This window comes from Helicobacter pylori, from assembly GCF_003637665.1.
GTDB lineage: Bacteria > Campylobacterota > Campylobacteria > Campylobacterales > Helicobacteraceae > Helicobacter > Helicobacter pylori_CK.
This window is the reverse complement of sequence record NZ_MVWR01000002.1, coordinates 130,762-153,665: the sequence shown is the minus strand read 5'-3', so window position 1 is coordinate 153,665 and position 22,904 is coordinate 130,762. Positions and strand designations below refer to the sequence as shown.

At 39.6% G+C, this 22,904-nt stretch carries 17 protein-coding genes, 1 other RNA gene and 1 pseudogene; 11 read left to right on the top strand and 8 right to left on the bottom strand.

Annotated elements, in window-relative coordinates; translation table 11 throughout:
* The first annotated feature begins 31 nt into the window (after positions 1–31).
* The 8 genes from hpaA to EAL49_RS02295 all read left to right on the top strand — a co-directional run bounded on the left by hpaA (position 32) and on the right by EAL49_RS02295 (position 9,203).
* Entirely contained in the window at positions 32–814 is a 783-nt protein-coding gene (gene hpaA, locus EAL49_RS02330) for a flagellar sheath lipoprotein HpaA (RefSeq protein ID WP_120828655.1), read from the top strand.
* Positions 815–835: 21 nt separating this feature from the next.
* Positions 836–1,672, top strand: a complete 837-nt coding sequence (locus EAL49_RS02325; RefSeq protein WP_120828653.1) for an outer membrane protein — start codon at positions 836–838, stop codon at positions 1,670–1,672.
* 112 nt (positions 1,673–1,784) lie between these two features.
* Positions 1,785–3,140 carry a trigger factor gene (tig, locus tag EAL49_RS02320; protein ID WP_120828651.1) on the top strand — a complete coding sequence of 452 codons (1,356 nt, stop codon included), beginning with the start codon at positions 1,785–1,787 and terminating at the stop codon, positions 3,138–3,140.
* A gap of 19 nt (positions 3,141–3,159) precedes the next feature.
* Positions 3,160–3,747 carry an ATP-dependent Clp endopeptidase proteolytic subunit ClpP gene (gene clpP / locus EAL49_RS02315; RefSeq protein ID WP_000540573.1) on the top strand — a complete coding sequence of 196 codons (588 nt, stop codon included), beginning with the start codon at positions 3,160–3,162 and terminating at the stop codon, positions 3,745–3,747.
* A 4-nt stretch (positions 3,748–3,751) separates the two neighbouring features.
* Positions 3,752–4,276, top strand: coding sequence for a peptide deformylase (def, locus tag EAL49_RS02310; protein ID WP_033759593.1), 525 nt, complete (start codon positions 3,752–3,754; stop codon positions 4,274–4,276).
* A 5-nt stretch (positions 4,277–4,281) separates the two neighbouring features.
* Positions 4,282–5,802, top strand: a complete 1,521-nt coding sequence (locus tag EAL49_RS02305; protein WP_120828649.1) for a YifB family Mg chelatase-like AAA ATPase — start codon at positions 4,282–4,284, stop codon at positions 5,800–5,802.
* A gap of 24 nt (positions 5,803–5,826) precedes the next feature.
* Positions 5,827–7,887: a heavy metal translocating P-type ATPase gene (locus EAL49_RS02300; RefSeq protein WP_120828647.1), complete on the top strand. Its 2,061-nt coding sequence runs from the start codon at positions 5,827–5,829 to the stop codon at positions 7,885–7,887.
* Positions 7,888–7,934: 47 nt separating this feature from the next.
* Positions 7,935–9,203: a restriction endonuclease subunit S gene (locus EAL49_RS02295; RefSeq protein WP_120828644.1), complete on the top strand. Its 1,269-nt coding sequence runs from the start codon at positions 7,935–7,937 to the stop codon at positions 9,201–9,203.
* 372 nt (positions 9,204–9,575) lie between these two features.
* Here the strand turns inward: EAL49_RS02295 and hofF are convergent, their stop codons facing one another.
* The 3 genes from hofF to secA all read right to left on the bottom strand — a co-directional run bounded on the left by hofF (position 9,576) and on the right by secA (position 15,169).
* Positions 9,576–11,075 carry an outer membrane beta-barrel protein HofF gene (gene hofF / locus EAL49_RS02285; RefSeq protein ID WP_100953741.1) on the bottom strand — a complete coding sequence of 500 codons (1,500 nt, stop codon included), beginning with the start codon at positions 11,073–11,075 and terminating at the stop codon, positions 9,576–9,578.
* A gap of 274 nt (positions 11,076–11,349) precedes the next feature.
* The gene (locus EAL49_RS02280; protein ID WP_120828640.1) at positions 11,350–12,582 is read right to left on the bottom strand and encodes an ABC transporter permease; all 1,233 of its coding nucleotides are present in this window, start codon (positions 12,580–12,582) and stop codon (positions 11,350–11,352) included.
* Positions 12,572–15,169 carry a preprotein translocase subunit SecA gene (gene secA / locus EAL49_RS02275; protein ID WP_120828638.1) on the bottom strand — a complete coding sequence of 866 codons (2,598 nt, stop codon included), beginning with the start codon at positions 15,167–15,169 and terminating at the stop codon, positions 12,572–12,574. Before secA ends, EAL49_RS02280 begins: the two co-directional genes overlap by 11 nt.
* A 147-nt stretch (positions 15,170–15,316) precedes the next feature.
* On the opposite strand from secA, the gene lolA reads away from it, so the two are divergent.
* From lolA to EAL49_RS02260, 3 genes are all read left to right on the top strand, one after another.
* Positions 15,317–15,871, top strand: coding sequence for a LolA-like outer membrane lipoprotein chaperone (lolA, locus tag EAL49_RS02270; protein WP_120828636.1), 555 nt, complete (start codon positions 15,317–15,319; stop codon positions 15,869–15,871).
* Between the two features lie 55 nt (positions 15,872–15,926).
* Positions 15,927–16,311: a transfer-messenger RNA gene (gene ssrA / locus EAL49_RS02265) on the top strand.
* A gap of 43 nt (positions 16,312–16,354) precedes the next feature.
* Positions 16,355–16,882, top strand: coding sequence for a hypothetical protein (locus tag EAL49_RS02260; protein ID WP_001168786.1), 528 nt, complete (start codon positions 16,355–16,357; stop codon positions 16,880–16,882).
* Positions 16,883–16,888: 6 nt separating this feature from the next.
* Here EAL49_RS02260 and hofE read toward each other — a convergent pair whose 3' ends face one another.
* From hofE to acnB, 5 genes and pseudogenes are all read right to left on the bottom strand, one after another.
* Complete coding sequence (gene hofE / locus EAL49_RS02255) at positions 16,889–18,256, bottom strand: outer membrane beta-barrel protein HofE (protein ID WP_120828634.1); 1,368 nt, start codon at positions 18,254–18,256, stop codon at positions 16,889–16,891.
* A gap of 93 nt (positions 18,257–18,349) precedes the next feature.
* On the bottom strand, positions 18,350–19,639 hold the full coding sequence (locus EAL49_RS02250; RefSeq protein ID WP_120828632.1) for an IS701 family transposase: 1,290 nt from the start codon (positions 19,637–19,639) through the stop codon (positions 18,350–18,352).
* A gap of 26 nt (positions 19,640–19,665) precedes the next feature.
* Positions 19,666–19,852: pseudogene (locus EAL49_RS08580) on the bottom strand (hypothetical protein).
* 54 nt (positions 19,853–19,906) lie between these two features.
* Complete coding sequence (locus tag EAL49_RS02245; RefSeq protein ID WP_120828630.1) at positions 19,907–20,173, bottom strand: hypothetical protein; 267 nt, start codon at positions 20,171–20,173, stop codon at positions 19,907–19,909.
* Between the two features lie 81 nt (positions 20,174–20,254).
* Positions 20,255–22,813: a bifunctional aconitate hydratase 2/2-methylisocitrate dehydratase gene (acnB, locus tag EAL49_RS02240; RefSeq protein ID WP_120828628.1), complete on the bottom strand. Its 2,559-nt coding sequence runs from the start codon at positions 22,811–22,813 to the stop codon at positions 20,255–20,257.
* Positions 22,814–22,904: the final 91 nt, after the last annotated feature.

Sequence of the window (22,904 nt, the reverse complement as noted above, 5' to 3'; positions counted from 1 at the left end):
AATCTAAAATATTACAATCAAGGATAGAACGATGAAAAAAAATGGTCATTTTAAGGATTTTGCATGGAAAAAATACCTTTTGGGTGCGAGCATGGTGGCGTTATTAGTGGGATGCAGCCCGCACATTATTGAAACTAATGAAGTCGCTTTGAAATTGAATTACCATCCAGCTAGCGCTAAAGCTCAAGCGTTAGACGAAAAGATCTTGCTTTTAAGGCCAGCTTTCCAATATAGCGATAATATTGCTAAAGAGTATGAAAATAAATTCAAAAATCAAACCGCAATTAAGGTTGAAGAGATTTTACAAAATCAAGGCTATAAGGTTATTAGCGTGGATAGCAGCGATAAAGACGATTTTTCTTTTGCACAAAAAAAAGAAGGGTATTTGGCTGTCGCTATGAATGGGGAGATTGTGTTACGCCCCGATCCTAAAAGAACCACACAGAAAAAATCAGAACCTGGGTTATTATTCTCCACTGGTTTGGACAAAATGGAAGGGGTCTTGATTTCAGCCGGTTTTATCAAGGTTACCATAATAGAGCCTATGAGTGGGGAATCTTTGGATTCTTTCACGATGGATTTGAGCGAGTTAGACATCCAACAAAAATTCTTGCGAACCACCCATTCAAGCCATAGCGGAGGGTTAGTTAGCACTATGGTTAAGGGAACGGATAATTCTAATGATGCGATTAAAAGCGCTTTGAATAAGATTTTTATGGATATTATGCAAGAAGTAGACAAAAAACTCACTCAAAAGAATTTAGAATCTTATCAAAAAGACGCTAAGGAATTGAAAAACAAAAGAAACCGATAAAACAGATAAGAAAAAGAACGCTTGAACGAGTTGCTTAAAAGGGGGGTTTTAGCGTTCTTTTTAAGCGCGTATTTAAGATCTGATGATCTAGTTACCTATACGGTCGTCAAAGAAGAAGATCTAGGATACCAGCGGTTTTTAGCCAAGAAGTGTTTAAGGGGTAAAACCCACCCTCCGTGTTTTACTAAACCTAAAAAGCCAAGAAGAAAGCCTTTTAACATAGACAAAAGCTCCCATTATTACGGCACAAGCGTGGTGCAAATGTCATGGCTACAGAGTAGGGAAAAATTTGAAAACCATTCAAAATACCGAGACATTCCTTTCGCTGAAGTCAGTTTGATTTATGGCTATAAACAATTTTTTCCTAAAAAAGAACGCTATGGTTTCCGTGTTTATGCTTCTTTGGACTATGCTTATGGTTTTTTTCTCAAAAATAAAGGCATATTAGGCGATAGTTTGAGAGAAAGCTCGCAAATCCCTAAAAGGTATAGAGAAAAATTGCAAAGAAAAGAAACTTTTATTAACGCTATTTTTTATGGCGTGGGAGCTGACTTTTTATACAAACGCGCTTTTGGAACGCTGATTTTAGGAATGAATTTCGTGGGAGAAACTTGGTTTTATGAAACAAAGATTTTTAAAAAGTGGGCTAAAGATCCTTCAAGCATTTATCACCCTTACATGTTTCAAGTGATGCTGAATGTGGGGTATCGCTACCGCTTTTCAAGGTATAAGAATTGGGCGATAGAATTTGGCGCTCGCATCCCCTTTCTAACCAACGATTATTTTGAAACCCCCTTATACACCCTTCATTTCAAGCGCAATATCTCTGTCTATCTCACTTCAACTTATGATTTTTAGTTTTTTTAAATTTTTGAAAACTAGAATTAAAAGCGCTTTTTATAAACCGGAATTAAAATAAATTAAGCTATAATGACCATAAAACTTTAATTTTTAACCATTAAGGAAAAAGATGAATCTTGAAGTGAAAAAGATTGACACCGCTAACGCCCGTTTGAGCGCTAAACCTTCCATTGAAGATTTAGAAAAGCGTTATGATAAAATCGCTCAAAAAATCGCCCAAAAAGTTAAGATTGACGGATTTAGAAGAGGTAAAGTCCCCCTTAGTTTAGTGAAAAGTCGCTACCAAGCTCAAGTTGAACAAGACGCCCAAGAAGAAATGTTTCAAGAGATTTTAAAAAACGCTCTCAAAGAATTGGGGATTGAAGCTAAGGATCTCATCGGTAGCCCCAATTTCACTAAATTTGAAAAAAAAGACACGCATTTTGAAATAGAAGCAGATATCGGCTTGAAGCCCACGATCGTGTTAGACAAGATCAAAGAGTGTGTGCCTAGCGTGGGAGTGGAAGCGGTAGATGGAGAAAAGGTTAATGAGCGTTTGAAGCAATTCGCTAAAGACTATGCGAAGTTTATAGACACTGACGCTCAAAAAAAAGCTCAAAACGATGATAAATTAACGATTGATTTTGAAGGCTTTATAGACAATGCGCCTTTTGAGGGGGGCAAGGCTCAAAATTTCAGTTTGATTTTGGGTAGTAAGCAAATGCTAGAAGATTTTGAAAAAGCTCTTTTAGGCATGCAAGCAGGCGAAGAAAAAGAATTTTCTTTGACTTTCCCTAGCGAATACCACGCAGAGCATTTAGCCGGCAAAGAAGCCCTTTTTAAAGTGAAATTGTACCAGATTCAAGCACGTGAAGTGTTAGAAATCAATGACGAACTCGCTAAAATCGTGTTAGCTAATGAAGAAAATGCGACTTTAGAGCTTTTAAAAGAAAGGGTTAAAGGGCAATTATTTTTAGAAAATAAGGCCAGGCTCTACAATGAAGAGTTGAAAGAAAAATTGATTGAAAATTTAGATGAAAAAATCCTTTTTGATTTGCCTAAAACGATCATAGAGCAAGAAATGGATTTGTTATTCAGGAACGCTCTTTATTCCATGCAAGCAGAGGAAGTCAAATCCTTGCAAGAAAATCAAGAAAAAGCTAAAGAAAAGCGTGAAAGTTTTAGGAATGATGCGACAAAAAGCGTGAAAATCACTTTCATCATTGACGCTTTAGCTAAAGAAGAAAAAATTGGCGTGCATGATAATGAAGTCTTTCAAACCTTGTATTATGAAGCGCTGATGACAGGGCAAAACCCAGAAAATCTCATTGAGCAATACCGCAAAAACAACATGTTAGCAGCGGTGAAAATGGCGATGATTGAAGATAGGGTGCTGACTTATTTCTTGGATAAAAACCTATCCAAAGAGCAACAAGAAATTTTAGAAAAAATGAGGCCTAACGCTCAAAAAACTCAAGTGAGCTGAGCGCTAAAAAGGAGAAATGATGGGATACATTCCTTATGTGATAGAGAATACCGATCGTGGGGAGCGCAGCTATGATATTTACTCGCGCCTTTTAAAGGATCGCATCGTTTTATTGAGCGGTGAGATTAATGATAGCGTGGCGTCTTCTATTGTGGCCCAACTCTTGTTTTTGGAAGCTGAAGATCCTGAAAAAGACATTGGTTTGTATATCAATTCTCCCGGTGGGGTGATAACAAGCGGTCTTAGTATTTATGATACGATGAATTTTATCCGCCCTGATGTTTCTACGATTTGCATCGGTCAAGCGGCTTCTATGGGGGCGTTTTTATTGAGCTGTGGGGCTAAGGGCAAGCGCTTTTCATTACCTCATTCAAGGATTATGATCCACCAGCCTTTAGGGGGGGCTCAAGGGCAAGCGAGCGATATTGAAATCATTTCTAACGAAATTCTTAGGCTTAAGGGTTTGATGAATTCTATTTTGGCTCAAAATTCAGGGCAAAGCTTAGAGCAAATCGCTAAAGACACGGATAGGGATTTTTACATGAGCGCTAAAGAAGCTAAAGAGTATGGCTTGATTGATAAAGTGTTACAAAAAAATGTGAAGTGATCGCATGGCGTTATTAGAAATTATCCATTACCCTTCTAAAATCTTAAGGAATGTCTCTAAAGAGGTCGTTTCTTTTGATGAAAAACTCCACCAACAACTAGATGACATGTATGAAACCATGATCGCTAGTGAGGGAATAGGGTTAGCCGCAATTCAAGTGGGCTTGCCCTTAAGAATGCTCATCATCAATCTCCCACGAGAAGACGATGTGCAACACAAAGAAGATTGCTTAGAAATCATTAACCCTAAATGGATAGAAACGAAGGGCTCATTGATGTATAGAGAAGGGTGCTTGTCTGTGCCGGGGTTTTATGAAGAAGTGGAGCGTTTTGAAAAGGTTAAAATAGAGTATCAAAACCGCTTCGCTGAAGTGAAAATCTTAGAAGCGAGCGCTTTATTAGCGGTAGCCATTCAGCATGAGATAGATCATCTCAATGGTGTGCTATTCGTGGATAAATTGTCCATTTTGAAGCGTAAGAAATTTGAAAAAGAACTCAAAGAGCTGCAAAAAAAACAAAAACGCAAGTAGCAACCATGATTAACACGATATTTTGTGCGACCATGCAAAAGGGGGTGGCAGAAATCGTGGCTGTGGAAGCGACTTTCACAAGGGCTTTACCGGCGTTTGTGATTTCAGGCTTAGCTAATAACTCTATCCAAGAAGCCAAGCAGCGAGTCCAATCAGCCTTACAAAATAACGATTTCACTTTCCCGCCTTTAAAAATCACCATCAACCTTTCGCCTTCAGATTTGCCTAAATCAGGGAGTCATTTTGACTTACCTATCGCTCTTTTAATCGCTTTGCAAAAACAAGAATTAAGCGCTAAAGAGTGGTTTGCTTTTGGGGAGTTAGGGCTTGATGGTAAGATCAAACCCAATTCTAATATTTTCCCCATGCTTTTAGACATTGCCATCAAACGCCCCCATGCAAAAATCATCGCGCCTAAAGCGAATGAAGAGCTTTTTTCGCTCATTCCTAATTTGCAATGTTTTTTTGTGGAGCATTTTAAAGAAGCCTTAGAAATCTTGCAAAACCCTGAAATCAAAGCGCACACCCACATTAAAAACCTCCCTTTTGAAACGATAGAAATCCACCACAAAGAGTATTATTTTTCAGACACCTACGCTTTAGATTTTAAAGAAGTTAAGGGGCAAGCTATCGCTAAAGAAGCCGCTTTGATCGCTAGCGCTGGGTTTCATAACCTGCTTTTAGAGGGAAGTCCAGGGTGCGGTAAAAGCATGATCGTTAATCGCATGCGTTATATTTTACCTCCCTTAAGTTTGAATGAAATCCTAGAAGCCACAAAATTACGCATTTTAAGCGAGCAAGACAGCGCCTATTACCCCTTAAGAAGCTTTAGAAACCCGCACCAAAGCGCTTCAAAATCCAGCATTTTAGGCTCAAGCTCTTTAAAAGAGCCAAAACCTGGCGAAATCGCATTAGCGCATAACGGCATGCTTTTTTTTGATGAATTGCCTCATTTTAAAAAGGATATTTTGGAAGCTTTAAGAGAGCCTTTAGAAAACAATAAATTGGTGGTTTCACGAGTGCATAGCAAAATTGAATACGAAACCTCTTTTCTATTTGTAGGGGCTCAAAACCCTTGTTTGTGCGGGAATTTACTCAGCGCAACCAAAGCATGCCGTTGCCAAGACAGAGAAATCACGCAGTATAAAAACCGCTTGAGCGAGCCTTTTTTAGATAGGATTGATTTGTTTGTGCAAATGGAAGAGGGGAATTATAAAGACACGCCGTCGCATTCTTGGACTTCAAAAGAGATGCATGAGTTGGTGTTATTAGCTTTCAAACAGCAAAAGTTAAGGAAACAGAGCGCTTTTAATGGTAAGCTTAATGAAGAGCAGATCGAACGATTTTGCCCTTTAAATTTTGAAGCGCAAAAGTTGTTGGAGCAGGCGGTTGAAAGGTTTAATCTGTCCATGCGCTCTGTTAATAAGGTCAAAAAAGTCGCTAGGACGATTGCGGATTTAAACGCTTGCGAGAATATAGAAAAATCTCACATGCTTAAAGCGCTGAGTTTTAGAAAGATTTCTTAAAAGGATTTTTATAAGGGAGAGAAAATGCAAGAATACCACATTCATAATTTGGATTGCCCTGATTGCGCGTCTAAATTAGAAAGGGATTTAAACAAACTGGACTATGTGAAAAAAGCTCAAATCAATTTCAGCACCAGTAAGCTGTTTTTGGATACGAGCGATTTTGAAAAAGTTAAGGATTTTATTAAGCAAAATGAACCGCATTTGAGCCTGTCTTTTAAAGAGGCTACAGAAAAACCCTTGAGTTTTACGCCACTCATTATTACGATCATGGTCTTTTTGGGCGCGATTTTAATCTTAAACCTAAATCCTAGCCCTTTGATTGAAAAGGCTATGTTTTTCGTGTTGGCTTTAGTGTATCTAGTGAGCGGTAAAGATGTGATTTTAGGGGCGTTTCGTGGGCTTAGGAAAGGGCAGTTTTTTGATGAAAACGCTTTGATGCTCATTGCGACTATTGCGGCTTTTTGCGTGGGGGCTTATGAAGAGAGCGTGTCTATTATGGTGTTTTATTCAGCGGGCGAATTTTTGCAAAAACTCGCTGTCTCTCGCTCTAAAAAATCCCTTAAGGCTTTGGTGGATGTCGCTCCTAATTTGGCTTATTTGAAAAAGGGCGATGAATTAGTGAGCGTCGCGCCTGAAGATTTAAGAATTAATGACATCGTGGTGGTGAAAGTTGGCGAAAAAGTGCCTGTGGATGGCGTGGTAGTTAAGGGCGAAAGTTTGCTAGATGAAAGGGCGTTGAGTGGGGAGTCCATGCCTGTTAATGTCAGCGAACGCTCTAAAGTTTTAGGGGGGAGCTTGAATTTAAAAGCGGTCCTTGAAATCCAAGTAGAAAAAATGTATAAAGATTCTTCTATCGCTAAAGTGGTGGATTTGGTCCAACAAGCCACGAATGAAAAGAGCGAAACCGAGAAATTCATCACTAAATTTTCACGCTACTACACCCCAAGCGTTTTATTCATTGCGTTAATGATTGCTATATTACCGCCCTTATTTTCTATGGGGAGCTTTGATGAGTGGATTTATAGGGGGCTTGTGGCTTTAATGGTGAGCTGCCCTTGCGCGTTAGTGATTTCTGTGCCTTTAGGGTATTTTGGAGGCGTGGGAGCGGCGAGCCGAAAGGGTATTTTAATGAAAGGCGTGCATGTTTTAGAAGTGCTTACCCAAGCTAAAAGCATCGCCTTTGATAAAACCGGCACTTTGACTAAAGGCGTTTTTAAAGTAACAGATATTGTGCCGCAAAATGGGCATTCTAAAGAAGAAGTTTTGCATTACGCTTCTTGTTCGCAGCTTTTATCCACGCACCCGATCGCTTTATCCATTCAAAAAGCATGCGAAGAAATGTTAAAGGACGATAAGCACCAGCATGACATTAAAAATTACGAAGAATTGAGCGGGATGGGGGTTAAAGCGCAATGCCATACGGATCTAATCATCGCAGGGAATGAAAAAATGCTCGATCAATTCCATATCGCGCACAGCCCTTCCAAAGAAAACGGCACGATCGTGCATGTGGCTTTTAACCAAACTTATATAGGCTATATCGTCATTAGCGATGAGATTAAAGATGACGCCATAGAGTGCTTAAGGGATTTAAAAGCGCAAGGGATAGAAAATTTTTGCATTTTGAGCGGGGACAGAAAAAGCGCGACTGAGAGCATCGCTCAAACTCTGGGCTGTGAATATCATGCGAGCTTGTTGCCTGAAGAAAAAACGAGCGTGTTTAAAACTTTTAAAGAACGCTATAAAGCCCCGGCGATTTTTGTAGGCGATGGCATCAATGACGCTCCGACTCTAGCGAGCGCTGATGTGGGCATTGGCATGGGGAAAGGCTCAGAATTGAGCAAGCAAAGCGCGGACATTGTGATCACCAATGACTCCTTAAATTCTTTAGTGAAAGTTTTAGCGATCGCTAAAAAAACTAAAAGCATTATTTGGCAAAATATCCTGTTTGCTTTGGGGATTAAAGCCGTTTTTATTGCGCTAGGGCTTATGGGGGTAGCGAGCTTGTGGGAAGCGGTCTTTGGCGATGTGGGGGTTACGCTTTTGGCCTTAGCCAATTCCATGCGCGCGATGAGGGCTTAGAGCGCCTTGAATCCATCATTAGCGAGCTAGAAGCTTAAGGAAACAAAATGCATAAAATAGAGCGGTTACTCCAAACTTTAGCGCCTGATGGGGTGGAGTTTAAAACGCTTGAAGAGGTTTTTGAAATCAAAAATGGTTACACCCCATCAAAAAAAAATCCTGAATTTTGGGAAAAAGGGACTATCCCTTGGTTTAGAATGGAAGACATTAGAGAAAATGGGAGGATTTTAAAAGACTCTATCCAACACATTACCCCAAAGGCTTTAAAAGGTAAGAAATTATTCCCTAAAAATTCTATTATCATTTCTACAACAGCAACGATAGGAGAGCATGCCCTTTTAATCGTTGATTCGTTAGCGAATCAACGATTCACTTTTTTAAGCAAAAAAGCGAATTGTAATCTTGCTTTAGACATGAAATTCTTTTTTTACCAATGCTTTCTTTTAGGGGAATGGTGCAAAAATAATATTAATGTTTCAGGTTTTGCTTCTGTGGATATGACTGCTTTTAAAAAATATAAGTTCCCCATCCCACCCCTAGAAGTCCAACAAGAGATCGTTAAGATTTTGGACGCTTTCACAGAATTAAACACAGAATTAAACACAGAATTAAACGCGCGCAAAAAGCAATACGAATACTACCAAAACATGCTTTTAGACTTTAATGGAATCCATTCAAACCACAAAGACGCCAAAATGAGCGCAAAAACCTACCCTAAACGCTTAAAAACCCTGCTCCAAACTTTAGCGCCTAAAGGGGTGGAGTTTAGGAAGTTGGGGGAGGTGTGTGATTTTCAAAAAGGAAAATCAATAACAAAAAAAGCCGTAACTTTTGGAAAAGTCCCCGTTATTTCGGGGGGAAGACAACCCGCTTATTATCACAACGAGGCAAATCGTAGCGGAGAAACAATAGCGATTTCTTCATCTGGAGTGTATGCTGGCTATGTTAGTTATTGGGATATTCCTGTTTTTCTTGCTGACTCTTTTTCTGTTTCACCAAAACAAAAAACCCTAATGCCTAAATATCTTTTTCACTATCTTACAACGCAACAAGATGCAATCCATGCAACAAAAAGCACAGGGGGAATTCCTCATGTTTATAGCAAAGACTTACAAAATTTTTTAATCCCCATCCCACCCCTAGAAGTCCAACAAGAGATCGTTAAGATTTTGGATCAATTTGCGGCTCTAACCACCGATTTATTAGCCGGTATCCCCGCTGAAATAAAAGCGCGAAAAAAGCAATACGAATATTACCGAGAAAAACTACTGACTTTCAAGCCACTCACCCCCCACAAAGAAGTTAAAAAATGCTAAAAGCGTTTTTACAATCAATGATAAAAGAGCTTGCGGTAGCAAGTGGTATTCTCTAAAAAAAGCGGTCTTCTTGGGTTAGGGGGATCTTAAGGGGGTTAAGGGGGAGAATTATTTCAAAATACCCCTCTATCCCCTTATAAAAAGAATTTGAAATATTTTTTAAAATGACAAAACAAAGCAAATAAAAGCCCGTTTTTAAAAATAAAAGTTTTAGTATAACAGATCCAAAAATACCCATAGCACAATAAAAAAGTTTAAAATTCTAACGCTTTTTTAAAAACAAGCCCCAAAATAGGCGATAAAGCGGTTTTTAACGGCTGTTTTTTGCTAGGCGTTTAACAAACCCTTAAAGGGTTGTTATTTAAAGAGGGTTTAAAGCTTCCACACGATTTCGGTGAAAATATGACTCCTGTCTTGATCGGTGGCGGGCTGGCTGTCTAATTTTGGCCCGTTCCACCCCATTTTATAGCCTTGATGCATCAACACATTATAATATTCAAATTTAATGTCGGCTGAGAAATTTTTAGTGAATTTATAGCCCAAGTTGAGCGATAGGACTTGTTCATTCGCCCTAGGCCCATAAGTCAAACGCCCCAATAAGCCCCAAAGGAATTTCCTATGCACCCCACCGCCAAAGGCAAACACGGTGAAAGCGTTCGCATCCATCATGTAAGACAAAGAGTTAAGGGTGTTTGCATAAACGGTGTTCGTCCAAAAGTCAAAGCCCAAGCGGTTACCATGGTAGCCTATCATCCAGTTGGCGTTCCCAAAGGATTTATAAATCCCAAAACCAAAATTGTATTCATTCCATTCAAACTTTTGTTTGATCATCAAGCTGTGCGCGTTCTTACCGGCTGGCATGCCAAATTGATAGGTGTCCCAAAATCTTTTAGCGTAAAAAGGATTGAGCACGGTAATATCGGTTTGAGAGCGAAACCCCAAGCCAGTAAAAGTGGGGTTACTATCATAAGTGATCGTAAAGTTGGGGTCGTATTCATTAAAGGGTGAAAAATAGACGAAAGGCTGAATGCTGAAACCCTTGTAATTCCAAATGATATAAAAGGCATGCACCCCAGGGTTTATGGTTTGCCCGTTTTTAAGGGTGTAGGTTTTGGGCGAATAGAAATTATAAAGCCATTCGTTATAGGCAAAGCCACGGCCAAAAGAGCTAAACCACCAGAATTTGAAATTCCCTAAGTTTAAGGTCATGTCCAAGCCTTGGTTGTAACCACTCATATAATCCGCTGGGGATTCGTATCTCCCACCCCTAATTTCAAAAATATCTTTGTAGTTGTAGCGCAAGTAAGCGTTATAAATCACATAGTTTCTGGTGTGATCGGCATAACTTTTCGCGCAAGTGGAAGCCTCTAAAGCTTCTTGATTGGACAGCTGTGTCATTTCAGCTTGAGTCATCTTATCGTATTGGCCTTGGGTCAAATTCCCTGTGGCTAACCCGCAACTAGCCCATGGTTTTTGCCCTACAAGACCGCCCCAATAGCCCACATAGTTCCAAGCCATAGCCCCATAGGTTTTCCCTGTAACTTCGTTAATAAAATCCTTAGTGGTATCATAAATTACAGCACCCCCCCAACCTCCAAGACTCCCGTCTAAATGGTGCCCGTTAGCCGTAGCACTTTTAGGCAAGAGTTCCGTAAAATCCACTTGCATGTAAGCCATGATCGTCATAAAGGTTTCGGTAGGGTAAAGTCCTTTATTAGTGTTGATGGGTTTGTTATTGAAACCAACTTTAGAGAAACTTTCAGCACCCGCTTTAATTTTAGCGATTTTACCCAAATCAAACGCTTGGGCTTGAGAAGAGAATAAAAAAAGAAGCGTTGCGATATTTTTAGCAGATGCAACTTTATAGTTCATGTTTAACCCTTAGTATAAACAAAAAAATCTAAATAGAGTAGGCCAACACCATTTTAAAGAAAATTTTTTCTTACAGATCTTGAGAGTCTAATCAGTCTGTTCATCTTTCGTCCTTTTTTCTACGAAGTCCGACTTACAAAGTTAATTCTTAACTAAGTCGTGCGTTAATACTAGCATAATATTATGGTTTTTTTTAATTTTGAGAATAAAATTTTTCTTTGTTAGTCAAATACAGACACTCAAAGCCTTATTTAATCTTATTTAATTTTTTAATTTATTCATTCCTTAACACGCTTAAAGCGTCAATACGAGAAGCTTTTTTAGACGGGTAATAAGAAGAAAGCCCTACGATGATCACAGAGCCTATTAGAGTGAGCATAAAATCCATTAAAGACAGATCCAAAGGCAAGGTGTTAATGCCATAGACATCTGCTGGGAGCGAGATGATAGGGAACACGCTTAAAAGATACATGCTTAAAAACGCTAAAACCACCCCAAGTGCCACACCGCCTAAACCAATGATATTGCCCAAATAAAAAAAGGTTTTTTGGATTTCTTTTTGGCTGCTCCCCATGCTAAAGAGTAGGGCGATTTCTTTACGCCTGTTCATCACCACCATTAAAAGCGAACTAATAATATTCAAAGACGCCATTAAAATAATGAGCATGAGCACAATGAATAACGCTCTTTTTTCTAATTCCATCGCCGAGAAAAAATTCCCATTTTGTTGCCACCACCCTTCAATGCCTATGCCATGGTGGTTGATCGTTTTTAAAGCGTTGCGTAAAATTTCAATATCTTTCATGGGCGTTTTAGAATAGACATGCACCCCATCATAAAGCCCTAAGGGCAACCTCCTGATCGCGCTTATGGCTTGAAGGTTCGCATACATGTAGCTCATGTCATAAGATTTTAGCCCTGAATCAAAATCGCCTTTTATGGTAAAACGCTTCATGATAGGGGAGAGGGTTAGGCCTGTTGGCTCTAATTCGGTGAAAAACAAATCGGCTTTTTGGTTGAGATCTAAATTCAAGCTGTATCTCAAGCTTTTCCCCACGATCAAATTGAAAGGGTTTTTGAGAAGATCATTTTCATTAATGTTTTTTAAAGCGTCGTTTAAAACTTCATTGATGCGCCTTTCTTTAGAAAAATCAACCCCAAACACCACGCCGCCATTCATAGAATGCGCGCTTTTAATCAGGCTTTGGGTTTGCAAATAGGGGCTAAAAAGCAAATTAGGGAACTTTTTTTCTAAAGCTTGAACCACTTCTTCGCTGATCCCATAAGGGCTTGTGGTATAGAGCGTTAAGGGGTAGTTCATCACAAAAAGCTTTTTTTCAAATTCCTTACTCATGCCGTTCATGATCGCCATAGCCACAATCAAAACCATCACGCCAACCGCCACGCCAAAAAAAGCCAACAAAGCGGTGATGCTAATAAATGGCTGGCTTTTATCAAAACGCAAATAACGCTTGATAAGGAAAAAAATCAACGATCTATTTGGCAAATAAGCCCTTTTTAGGCCCGCTTTTAGCGCAACAATCTTTGTATTTTTTACCGCTTTGACAAGGGCAAGGCTCGTTTCTTTTAGGGGTTTTAGCGAAAGCTTTCAAGGCCACATTCAAATCTTCATCTAAGGCTTCTTCATGGCGGTAGGTTACGCTCTCATGCTCTCTTTCTTCGCTAAAGTTATCCAAATAACGCTCCGCATCGTTAGAATCTTGCTCGTTTTCAAACTGGATCTTAGAAAAGGTTTTGATCGCTTCCATTTTAATGTCTTCAATGAGTTCTAAGAAAAGGTTGTAACTCTCTTTTTTGTATTCTACGAGAGGGTCTTTTTGGTTATAGCCTCTTAAATTGATACCGGTTTTGAGATTATCCATCGTGTAAAGGTGCTCTCGCCATGCGTTGTCTAAAATCTGCAAATACACGATGCGTTCAATCCGGCTTCTTTGTTCGCTGTCCAAAACTTTCATTTTGTTTTCATAATCGCTTTTTAATTTTTCAGCCACAAACTTTTCAATAGGGGAGGCTTTTTCTAAATCTTCTAATGCAACATGAGCGTTAAAATCTTCTTTTAAGATGTTTTTAAGCTCTAAAAGTTCCTCTTCAGACAGGTTTTGATGGTCAAAGGCTTTGAGTTTAGAAAAGATTTGATTGAGCGCGTATTCTCTGTTTTCAGCGATTTTAGCGCTAATATCGTAATTAACATCTAACAATTCATCTCTAAATTTATACACGCTTTTTCGTTGTTCATTAGCCACATCATCGTATTCTAACAAATGCTTACGGCTTTCAAAATGCAAGTTTTCCACTTTTTTTTGCGCGTTTTCCACCGCTCTTGTAACAAGCTTTGATTCAATGTGTTCGCCGTCTTTAAGCCCTAATTTTTCCATCACCCCCTTAATCCTATCGCTCCCAAAAATGCGCAACAGATTGTCTTCTAAACTCAAATAAAATTGGCTTGTTCCCGGATCGCCTTGGCGCCCGCTTCGCCCCCTTAATTGGTTGTCAATCCTGCGGCTCTCATGCCTTTCAGTGCCAATGATATACAGCCCTCCAAGCTCTTTAATTTCATCAGTGAGTTTAATATCAACGCCCCTCCCTGCCATGTTAGTCGCAATCGTAACCGCCCCTTTAAGCCCGGCGTCTTTGATGATTTCAGCTTCTTTGGTGTGCTGCTTGGCGTTTAAAACGGTGTGAGGGATGCGTTCTTTTTTGAGTAAAGCGTGTAAGGTTTCACTCTTTTCAATGCTGGCCGTGCCAACTAAAACCGGCTGTCCCTTATCGTGTAATTCTTTAATTTTAAGGATCACGGCGTCAAATTTTTCTTTTTCACTCTTATAGATGAGATCGTTCAAATCTTTTCGTTTGATCGCTAAATTAGTGGGGATAGACACCACTTCTAAATTATAAATTTCTAAAAATTCTGTGGCTTCGGTTTGAGCCGTGCCGGTCATGCCAGCGAGTTTGGAAAACATCCTGAAATAATTTTGGAAAGTAATATCGGCTAAGGTTTGGCTCTCTTCTTTAATGCTCACGCCCTCTTTAGCCTCTAAAGCCTGGTGCAAGCCCTCACTAAAGCGCCTCCCCTCAGACAAACGGCCGGTAAATTCATCTACAATCACCACTTCATTATTGGCTACAATATAATCTTTATCAATAAAAAAGAGATAATTCGCTTTCAAAGCCTGGTCTAAATGGTGCGATAGGGCGGCGTTTTCAATCTTGTATAAATTATCCACGCCAAAGAGGTTTTCGGCTTTTTTAATCCCCTCTTCAGTGATTAAAATCGCGCGGTTTTTTTCATCTATGGTGAAATCTATTTCCGCTTGCATGCTTTTAGCGACTTCATCAGCCTTGTTGTAATTTTCCATGCGCCTATCCACAGGCCCTGAAATGATTAAAGGGGTTCTCGCTTCATCAATTAAAATGGAATCCACCTCATCAACAATAGCGAACGCATGGGATTTTTGCACTTTATGCTCTAAAGAATATTTCATGTTATCCCTTAGATAATCAAAGCCGAATTCATTATTAGTGCCATAAACAATGTCTTTAGAATAAATTTCTAAACGCTCATCATCATCTCGAACGCTTGCAGTGATCGTGCCTACGCTATAACCTAAGAATTGATACAACGGCTCCATTTCTTTAGAATCCCTATGGGCTAGGTAATCATTAACGGTTACCACGAACACGCTCTCGCCCTTTAAAGCGTTCAAAGCCACCGCTAAAGTAGCGACTAAAGTCTTGCCCTCACCGGTTTTCATTTCAGCGATTTTGCCATCGTTTAAAACCATGCCCCCAATGAGTTGTACGTCAAAATGGCGCATCTTTAAGATCCTTTTACTCGCTTCTCTAGTGATAGCAAAACTTTCAGGAAGGACTTCTAAAAGGGTTTTTTCTTGCAAATCTTTTTCTGTGGATCGCACTCGTTTTTTTAATTCTTCAAAAGCGTTTTGCAGCTCATCATCGCTCATTTTTTCATAAGCAGGCTCTAAGGCGTTGATAGTTAGGACTTGTTTTTTGTATTGTTTGATCCAGCGATCGTTTCTGGTGCCAATGATTTTTCCAATGATTGCTTTTATCATAGTAGTGATAACCTTATTAAGAGTGCTTTAACCTCATTTATTTTATTAAAGCGTCAGTTTTTAATCCCATTTTAGCATGGATAAAATAAAAGTCTTGTAAAATGAAGGGTTTTATTAAAGATGAGAGATTGTTTTAAGGTTTGAATAATGAAAGCTTTTTTAAAGATTGTAATGGTTTTGATTTTTACGAGCGTTGCTTATGCTAAAAATCCTCCAACGCTTTCTAAAGAAGAAGAGATCTTGCAGCATTTGCAAAGTTTTAGCGCGCATTTCAAGCAGGTTTTAAAAAGTGAAAAACCTTTGGTTTATTACGGAGTTTTAAAGGCTAAAGCCCCTAATTGGGCTTTATGGGTTTATGAAAAGCCTTTAAAAAAAGAAATTTACATGAACGATAAAGAAGTGGTAATTTATGAGCCTAATTTGTTTCAAGCGACCATCACGCCCTTAAAAGACAAGACGGATTTTTTCACCATTCTCAAGCGCTTAAAAAAGCAAACTGACGGCTCTTTTCAAACGACTATCAACAAAACCATTTATCGTTTGGTTTTCAAAGACGGCAAGCCTTTTTCGCTGGAATTTAAAGATGAAATGAATAATCTTGTAACGATCACTTTTTCTCAAGCAGAAATTAACCCCACCATTGCTGATGAAATCTTTGTTTTTAAGCCTAAAGATGAAAATATTGATATTGTGCGCCAGTGATTTTTAGCCGCTCATTAATAAAAGTTAGTTACAATAACCAAGTTTTTAGAATCATGGGGCTGACTTGGATTTCGACAGATTTCTTGTCGCACAGACAGCATGCCAAGTGCTGCTTGTAAAACAGCAACAAAAATAACTGTAAACAACGCAGATTACGCTCCAGCTTACGCTAAAGCCGCGTGAGTTAATCTCCTTTTGGAGCTGGACTGATTAGAATTTCTAGCGTTTTAATCACTCCATAACCTTAAGCTAGACGCTTTTAAAAGGTGGTTCGCCTTTTAAACTAAGAAACAAGAACTCTTGAAACTACCTCAAGGTTTTAGAAAGTTGGACCAGAGCTAGTTTTAAGGCTAAAAACTAACCAATTTTCTAAGCATTGTAGAAGTTTGTGTTTAGGACAAGATTTTTGGACTGGGGTTCGATTCCCCACAGCTCCACCATATTAAAAAAGTATCATTTTTATAGCGTATTTAAGGAAGGTAAATGCAGAAGTTTTTCTCTCGTTTTAGAAGGTGGGCGTTGCCCTTTTATTTTGTGAGCGCTCTAGCAGCGATTGATATTGATGAAGTAACAGAAGCTCAAGCTAACAGCGTGAAATTAAGCGATCAGTTAGTGAGCCTGAGCGATAAGCTTTTAGAAAAAGCGGTGGATAGGGGACGCAATACCGATCACTTAAAAGATCTTAGCGATTTGCATGAAAAAATCAAACATTTGCGCTTGATTTTAGAGCCTAAGCCTAAGGACAAAGAAAATAATCCTAACTTAAAAGATCATCAAGGCTCTGAAACGATTGAAATCGGCGAAGCGGTTAAGAAGGCTTTAGGCGAGCCGGTATTCCCCCAAGACGCGCTAGACGCCGCTTTGCAAATTGACAAACAGCTGGATTCTTTCAAGCAAGACAATTTGGTTGATGTTAAGCCCTTAAAAGATGTTTTAGCCCAACTAGAAGCCGAATTGAGAAAAGCCATTAATTTCCAAAAACAATGGCTCAATTCCACTAAGCCTAATTGATAGGGTTTAAAAAAAGAACTTCAAACTCACCAGGAGATTGCTCCTGTCTTGTGTGTTCGCTTTAAAGGCTTTATCAAAAGGGCTGGTGAGATCATTAACCTTATAGCCGTTGTGCATGCTCACCGCATAGTATTGTAAATTCACATCAACGCTAGCAAAAGAACCCCATTTATAGCCCAAGTTCAAGTTAATGGATCTTTCGCTCGCTCTAGTGGCGTAAGTGTATCGGCCTAAAATACCCCATAAAAATCTTTTATACACGCCCCCACCAAAAACATATCCGCTAACAGAGTCTGCGGTAACAGCGTTACTAAAAACCAAACCATAAATGCTGTTACTTCTTATATCAAAAGGGATCGGGTTGCCATACCAGCCAATCCTTGCGTTAGCGTTGCCAAAATTTTGGTAATAACCAAAGCCAAAGTTAAATTCGTTGCAGTCAAAGCGTTGGTGGATTAAAAGCGATGAACCCCACTCGCCAATCTTAGAGTTACGCCAATACACATCGTATAAATCTTTAGCATAAACAGGGAAAATCACATTGATAAGGGTTTGGGATCGTAACCCTAAACCTATAAATTTCGGGTTGCTATCAATATGGATTTTAATCCCGGGCGCTTCGTAAGTTTTAGGTGAAAAATAAAAAAAGGGCGTGGCTTTAACATGTTTGCTAGAAAAATAGAGTTGCACCGCATGGATGCCATAATCAACGTCTTTTCTGCCATCTTCAGTTACAATAGGGGCATACCAATCTCGTATCCATTGCCCCGCAGCTAAAGCCCTCCCAAAAGAGCTAAACCATTTTAACGCTATTTTAGAGTTGATTTTATAATCCAGTTCAAAGCCTTGCGTATAACCGCTCATAAAATCCATTTTAGAAAGGTAACGCCCTAGCTTTAGGTGGAATTTATCGCCGTAAGAATAAAACAAATAGGAATTATACAGCACATAATTACGGGTGTGAGCGTCAGATTCTATGCGGGAGTCTTTCCAAGGAGCGTCGCCTAAATACCCCCACCAACGCCCTATGAAGAAAAAAAGTTCTGAGCCATAGACTTGATGCGTGGCTTGGTCTATGAGCGTTTTGGTAGAATCATAAGCGAGCGCTCCTAAAATCCCGCCAACGCCTATTTTTAAGCTGTGTTTTTCAATGTTTTTAGGGAGCAGATTGGAATCCACTTGAAGCTTGATCGTAGCGGTTACAAAAGTGGCTGTAGGGAAAATCCCTTCTTTGGAATTGAGTTTGGAATGGTTAAACCCCACTTTAGAAAAAGATTCCGCTACCCCACTAAACTTATAATCAAAAGCCAACAAAGGGCTTTGAGTGTAAAGAATAGAAACAAACAATAAGGGTGATTTTTGAAATTTTAACACAGAATAACCTTTGTTTAATTTTCGCTCGTATCATATTCCAATTCTATTAAAAAATCCATTAAAAATAAAAGTATTCAAATAATTATCTAAATATTATTCTTTTTTGGTTGCGCTTTCATTTTTTATTGGCTCAAAAGAATACCCCAAAGCCTGATAAATTTGATTGTGGTAACGGACTTGATTGTCTTCTAAACTTTCCTGAAAAGATTTTTTAAAATGCGGATCCAGTGTGTTTAAAAACACCTCTAGCCCGATTGCGCTGGAATAATTCACCCAATCATGCCTTAAATCGCTCTCCAATAAGGAGGCGTATTCTATAAGCGTTTCATCGCTGTTTTGCAAGGCATTGACAATGAATAAATCCTTTCTGTCTTTAGGCTGGGTGAGTAAGAGTAAAGAGGGGTTGAAATTGATTTGTGTGGAAAGGATTTTAAAGGGCTTGTATTCTAAAAGCCCTATTTGAGAAAGAATAAGGCCGCTTTTAGTGGTAGGGGTGTTTAAAATCAAAATAGAATTTTTAAAAAACGCATCGTTTTTTCTAAAATTTTTAGAAAAACTGGTGGCTTGCTTGTAAGAAACATTTTCTTGGTGTTTGACTTCAATGTTTAAAGACTCCGTGATTTGTCTCAAGCGTTCGCCTATTAAGCCATCATCATCGTATTCAATCACGGGTGAATTAGGGCTAATAAAGGAAGTTAGCATGCTTAATTGCTCTTTATAGTCAATCCCCCCAAAATACAAGCGCTCGCTTAAAGAACGATCGGTTTGATTTTCTAATTGTGCTCTATTCACCGTAGGCACATAAGTAGGGGTGCTGATGGTGGTGTTTTGGAGCAAATTTTCCACGCCCTCTTTAGTCAATAAGGCTATCACAAAAGGGAATTTTTCTTTTTCAATTTCTTTATAGGTTTGCTCTAATTTTTCAGGACTCTCTTCATCGCTGTCAAAGACTTGGATATTGAAATCGTTGTTTCTGGTGTTCAAATACGCTAAAAGGGTGTTCATCACCGAAATGGCATAACGCCCCACCACCTTTTTAGGCAGTAAAATCGCTAATTCAATCTTAGGCTCATAGCTGTCTTTAGCTGGAGTTTGAGAAGCGATGAATACGGGGTTGAGTTTATTGAGTATGTCATGATAATAAGTTTTAAGGCTCTCATCATGGTTATTGTCATCGTATTGAGAAACAAAAGAAAAGATTTGATTTTGCAACATCAAGTCTTTCAAGCATTCCAAAGAGCAAGGCTCTGTCTTAATGATTTGCTGGTGTGCTGGGGGCAAGGGGGAAAACAGATAGCTTTTAGCGCTCAAACTTATCGTGCAAAAAGTGGAAACAATCAGCGCAAGGCGTTTGAAAAATCTTTTTCTTAAGGCGTATGGCATTTTTTAATATCTTTAAACTGAATTTCCTAAAATTTTATTATTATAGAATAATTAACCCTAACAAGGGGACTGATTTTACCCCTACAATCCAACAAGAGGGCTTTTTTCAAGGCGTGTGGGATTAATACGCTTGGACACTCAAACCCTATAAAATCCCCATTATAAGGAAATAGAGCGGGAACCAAACCCCACCAACTTTAATTTTTCAACCATTAAAGGAGCATCAAAGGATTAAATGGCCGCATGCTCTCATGCTTTGATGATCCCCTAGCACCAATTATAGATATAAGGCCTTAAGCTAATGCAATAATCTCTAGTGCTTAATATATCCTTACGCATGTCCACTAATTGTCCAGACAACACTTCTTGCACTTTTCTTAAATTGTTGATCTCAGTGTTTTGTGCACTGATGACTTTTTTTAAATCCCTTATTTCTTTAATCAAATCCGCATTACTGATCGCTTTATTGGCTTGCGTTGAATCCGCACTCAAAAAAGCCAACGCTACACACCAACTCACAACGATTTTTTTCATCACCGCTCTCCTTTTTTATCCTCTCTCAACACTCAGTCATAGCCAAATAAAAGGGATCATTCCCTTTTAATGAAAATAAAACTAGAGCCTGAAATTCTCCATTAAGTTAAAGTTCATGTAGCGATAGATCTTGTCTTTTTGGCTTTCTAGCTTTTCACTCACTAAATTCATGTATTCTTCTTTAGTGGGGATTCTCCCTAGTAAAGCGCACGCCGCCCCAAGCTCCGCGCTGCCTAAATACACTTTAGCCCCTCTACCCATACGATTATCAAAATTGCGCGTGGAAGTGGAAAAGACAACCGCATTATCCCTAACCCTCGCTTGATTGCCCATGCACAAGCTACAGCCTGGGACTTCAGTCCTTGCCCCGGCAGCTCCAAAAATCGCATAATAGCCCTCATTAATCAGCTCTTGTTCGTCCATTTTACTGGGTGGCACTACCCAAAGGCGTGCTTGACTGGGAGGAGCGTTTTTAACGATTTCACCAAAGGCTCTAAAATGCCCGATATTCGTCATGCAAGAGCCAATAAACACTTCATCAATAGCGTGGGGTCTTTTGCCGGTCGTATCCGCTAAAACTTCGCTCAAAGTAGCGACATCATCGGGGTCATTAGGGCATGCCAAAATAGGCTCCGTGATTTCTGCCGCATCAATTTCAATGACAGCGGCGTATTGAGCGTTACTATCTGGCTCTAACAATACCGGATTATCCACCCAAGCTTGCATCGCATCTTTGCGTTTTTTCAAAGTTTCTTTATCTTCATAACCGCTTGCAATCATCTCATCAATCAGCTTGATATTGGATTTCAAGTATTCAATCATCGGCTCTTTATTCAAACGCACCACGCAAGCCGCCGCGCTCCTTTCAGCGCTCGCATCGCTTAGTTCAAAAGCCTGCTCCATTTTAATATCAGGCAAGCCTTCAATCTCTAAAATACGCCCGTTAAAGACATTGATTTTACCCTTTTTCTCCACCGTGAGTAACCCTTTTTTAATGGCATAATAAGGGATCGCATTCACCAAATCCCTTAAGGTGATCCCAGGATTCATTTCCCCTTTAAAACGCACCAACACGGATTCTGGCATGTTTAATGGCATCGTGCCTGTAACCGCTGCAAAAGCGACTAACCCGCTCCCTGCCGGGAAACTAATGCCTAAAGGGAAACGGGTGTGACTATCCCCCCCTGTGCCTAAAGTGTCAGGCAATCCCATGCGGTTCAGCCATGTATGGATCACGCCATCGCCCGGATGCAACGCCACGCCGCCTCTTTGAGTGATAAAGCTAGGCAAAGTCGCATGCAAACTCACATCGCTAGGCTTTGGGTAAGCGGCGGTATGACAAAAACTCTGCAACACAAAAGGCGCATCAAATTTCAAACTCGCCAATTCTTTAACCTCATCTCTAGTCATCGCCCCTGTGGTGTCTTGACTGCCCACGGTGGTAACCTTTGGCTCACAATAAGCGCCAGGTAAGATCCCTTTTACCCCGCAAGCATGGCCTACAATTTTTTGAGCCAAAGTGTAGCCTTTAGCGTCGCTTTTAGGAGCGGATGGTTTTTTAAACGCTTCAGATTCGCCTAGCCCCAAGAATTTACGCGCTTTATTCGTCAAACCCCTACCAATGATTAAAGGGATACGCCCAGAAGCCCTAACTTCATCTAACAAAGTTTCAGGCTCTAATTTAAAAGTGCTGACCACCTTATCGTTCAGCGTGATTTCGCCTTTATAAGGATAGATTTTAATCAAATCGCCCTCTTTTAGATCCTTAACATCAGCCACAATAGGTAACGCCCCGCTATCTTCACAAGTCGCAAAGAAAATCGGAGCGATCACCCCCCCAATCACAATGCCCCCACTCCTTTTATTAGGCACAAAAGGAATGTCCTTACCAAAATGCCACATGATAGAGTTTGTCGCGCTTTTTCTAGAGCTTCCTGTGCCTACCACATCGCCCACATACGCTACAGGAACGCCTTTAGCTTTAATGGCTTTTATGCGTTGTTCGTAATTTTCAATCCGGTTTTTTAACATGGCTTTGGCATGTAAAGGAATATCGCTTCGCGTGAAAGCATCGCTCGCTGGGCTTAAATCATCGGTATTGGTTTCGCCATCAATCTTAAACACGCACGCTTCAATGCATTCATTCAAAGGCTCTTTATTCAAAAACCATTCTGCATTCGCCCATGACTCTATCACTTCTTTAGCTAAAGCGTTAGTTTTACTCATTGCGGCGATTTTATCAAACGATCCATAAACTAAAAGAGTGGTTTTTAAAGCTTTCGCACTCTCTTTAGCGATTTCTTTGTCTTGGCTTTCTAAACCCATAATCAAAGGCTCTACATTATAGCCTCCAAGCATCGTGCCTAAAAGAGTGGTCGCTTCTAAAGCGCTAATGTGTGCGCATTCTAGTTTTTTTTGGGACAATTTAGCTAAAAATTCCGCTTTGACTTTCGCCCCCTCATCAACCCCAGGGCTTACTCTGTGAATGAGTAATTCTTTAGCAAAAGCGGCGTTTGCGGGATCTTTCATCAAAATCTCAACGACCGCTTCCACTTGTTTAGCGTTTAAAGGGAGTGGCGGAATGCCCTCACTTTCTCTTTCTAAAACGCTTTTTTTGTAATCTTCTAAAAAATCTTTCATTAAATTTCTCCTTTTTAAATGGCGTTACTCGCTAATGCATTACAAACTACTCCATGATAACAAAACTCTTTTTACTTTTAGTTAAGTTGTA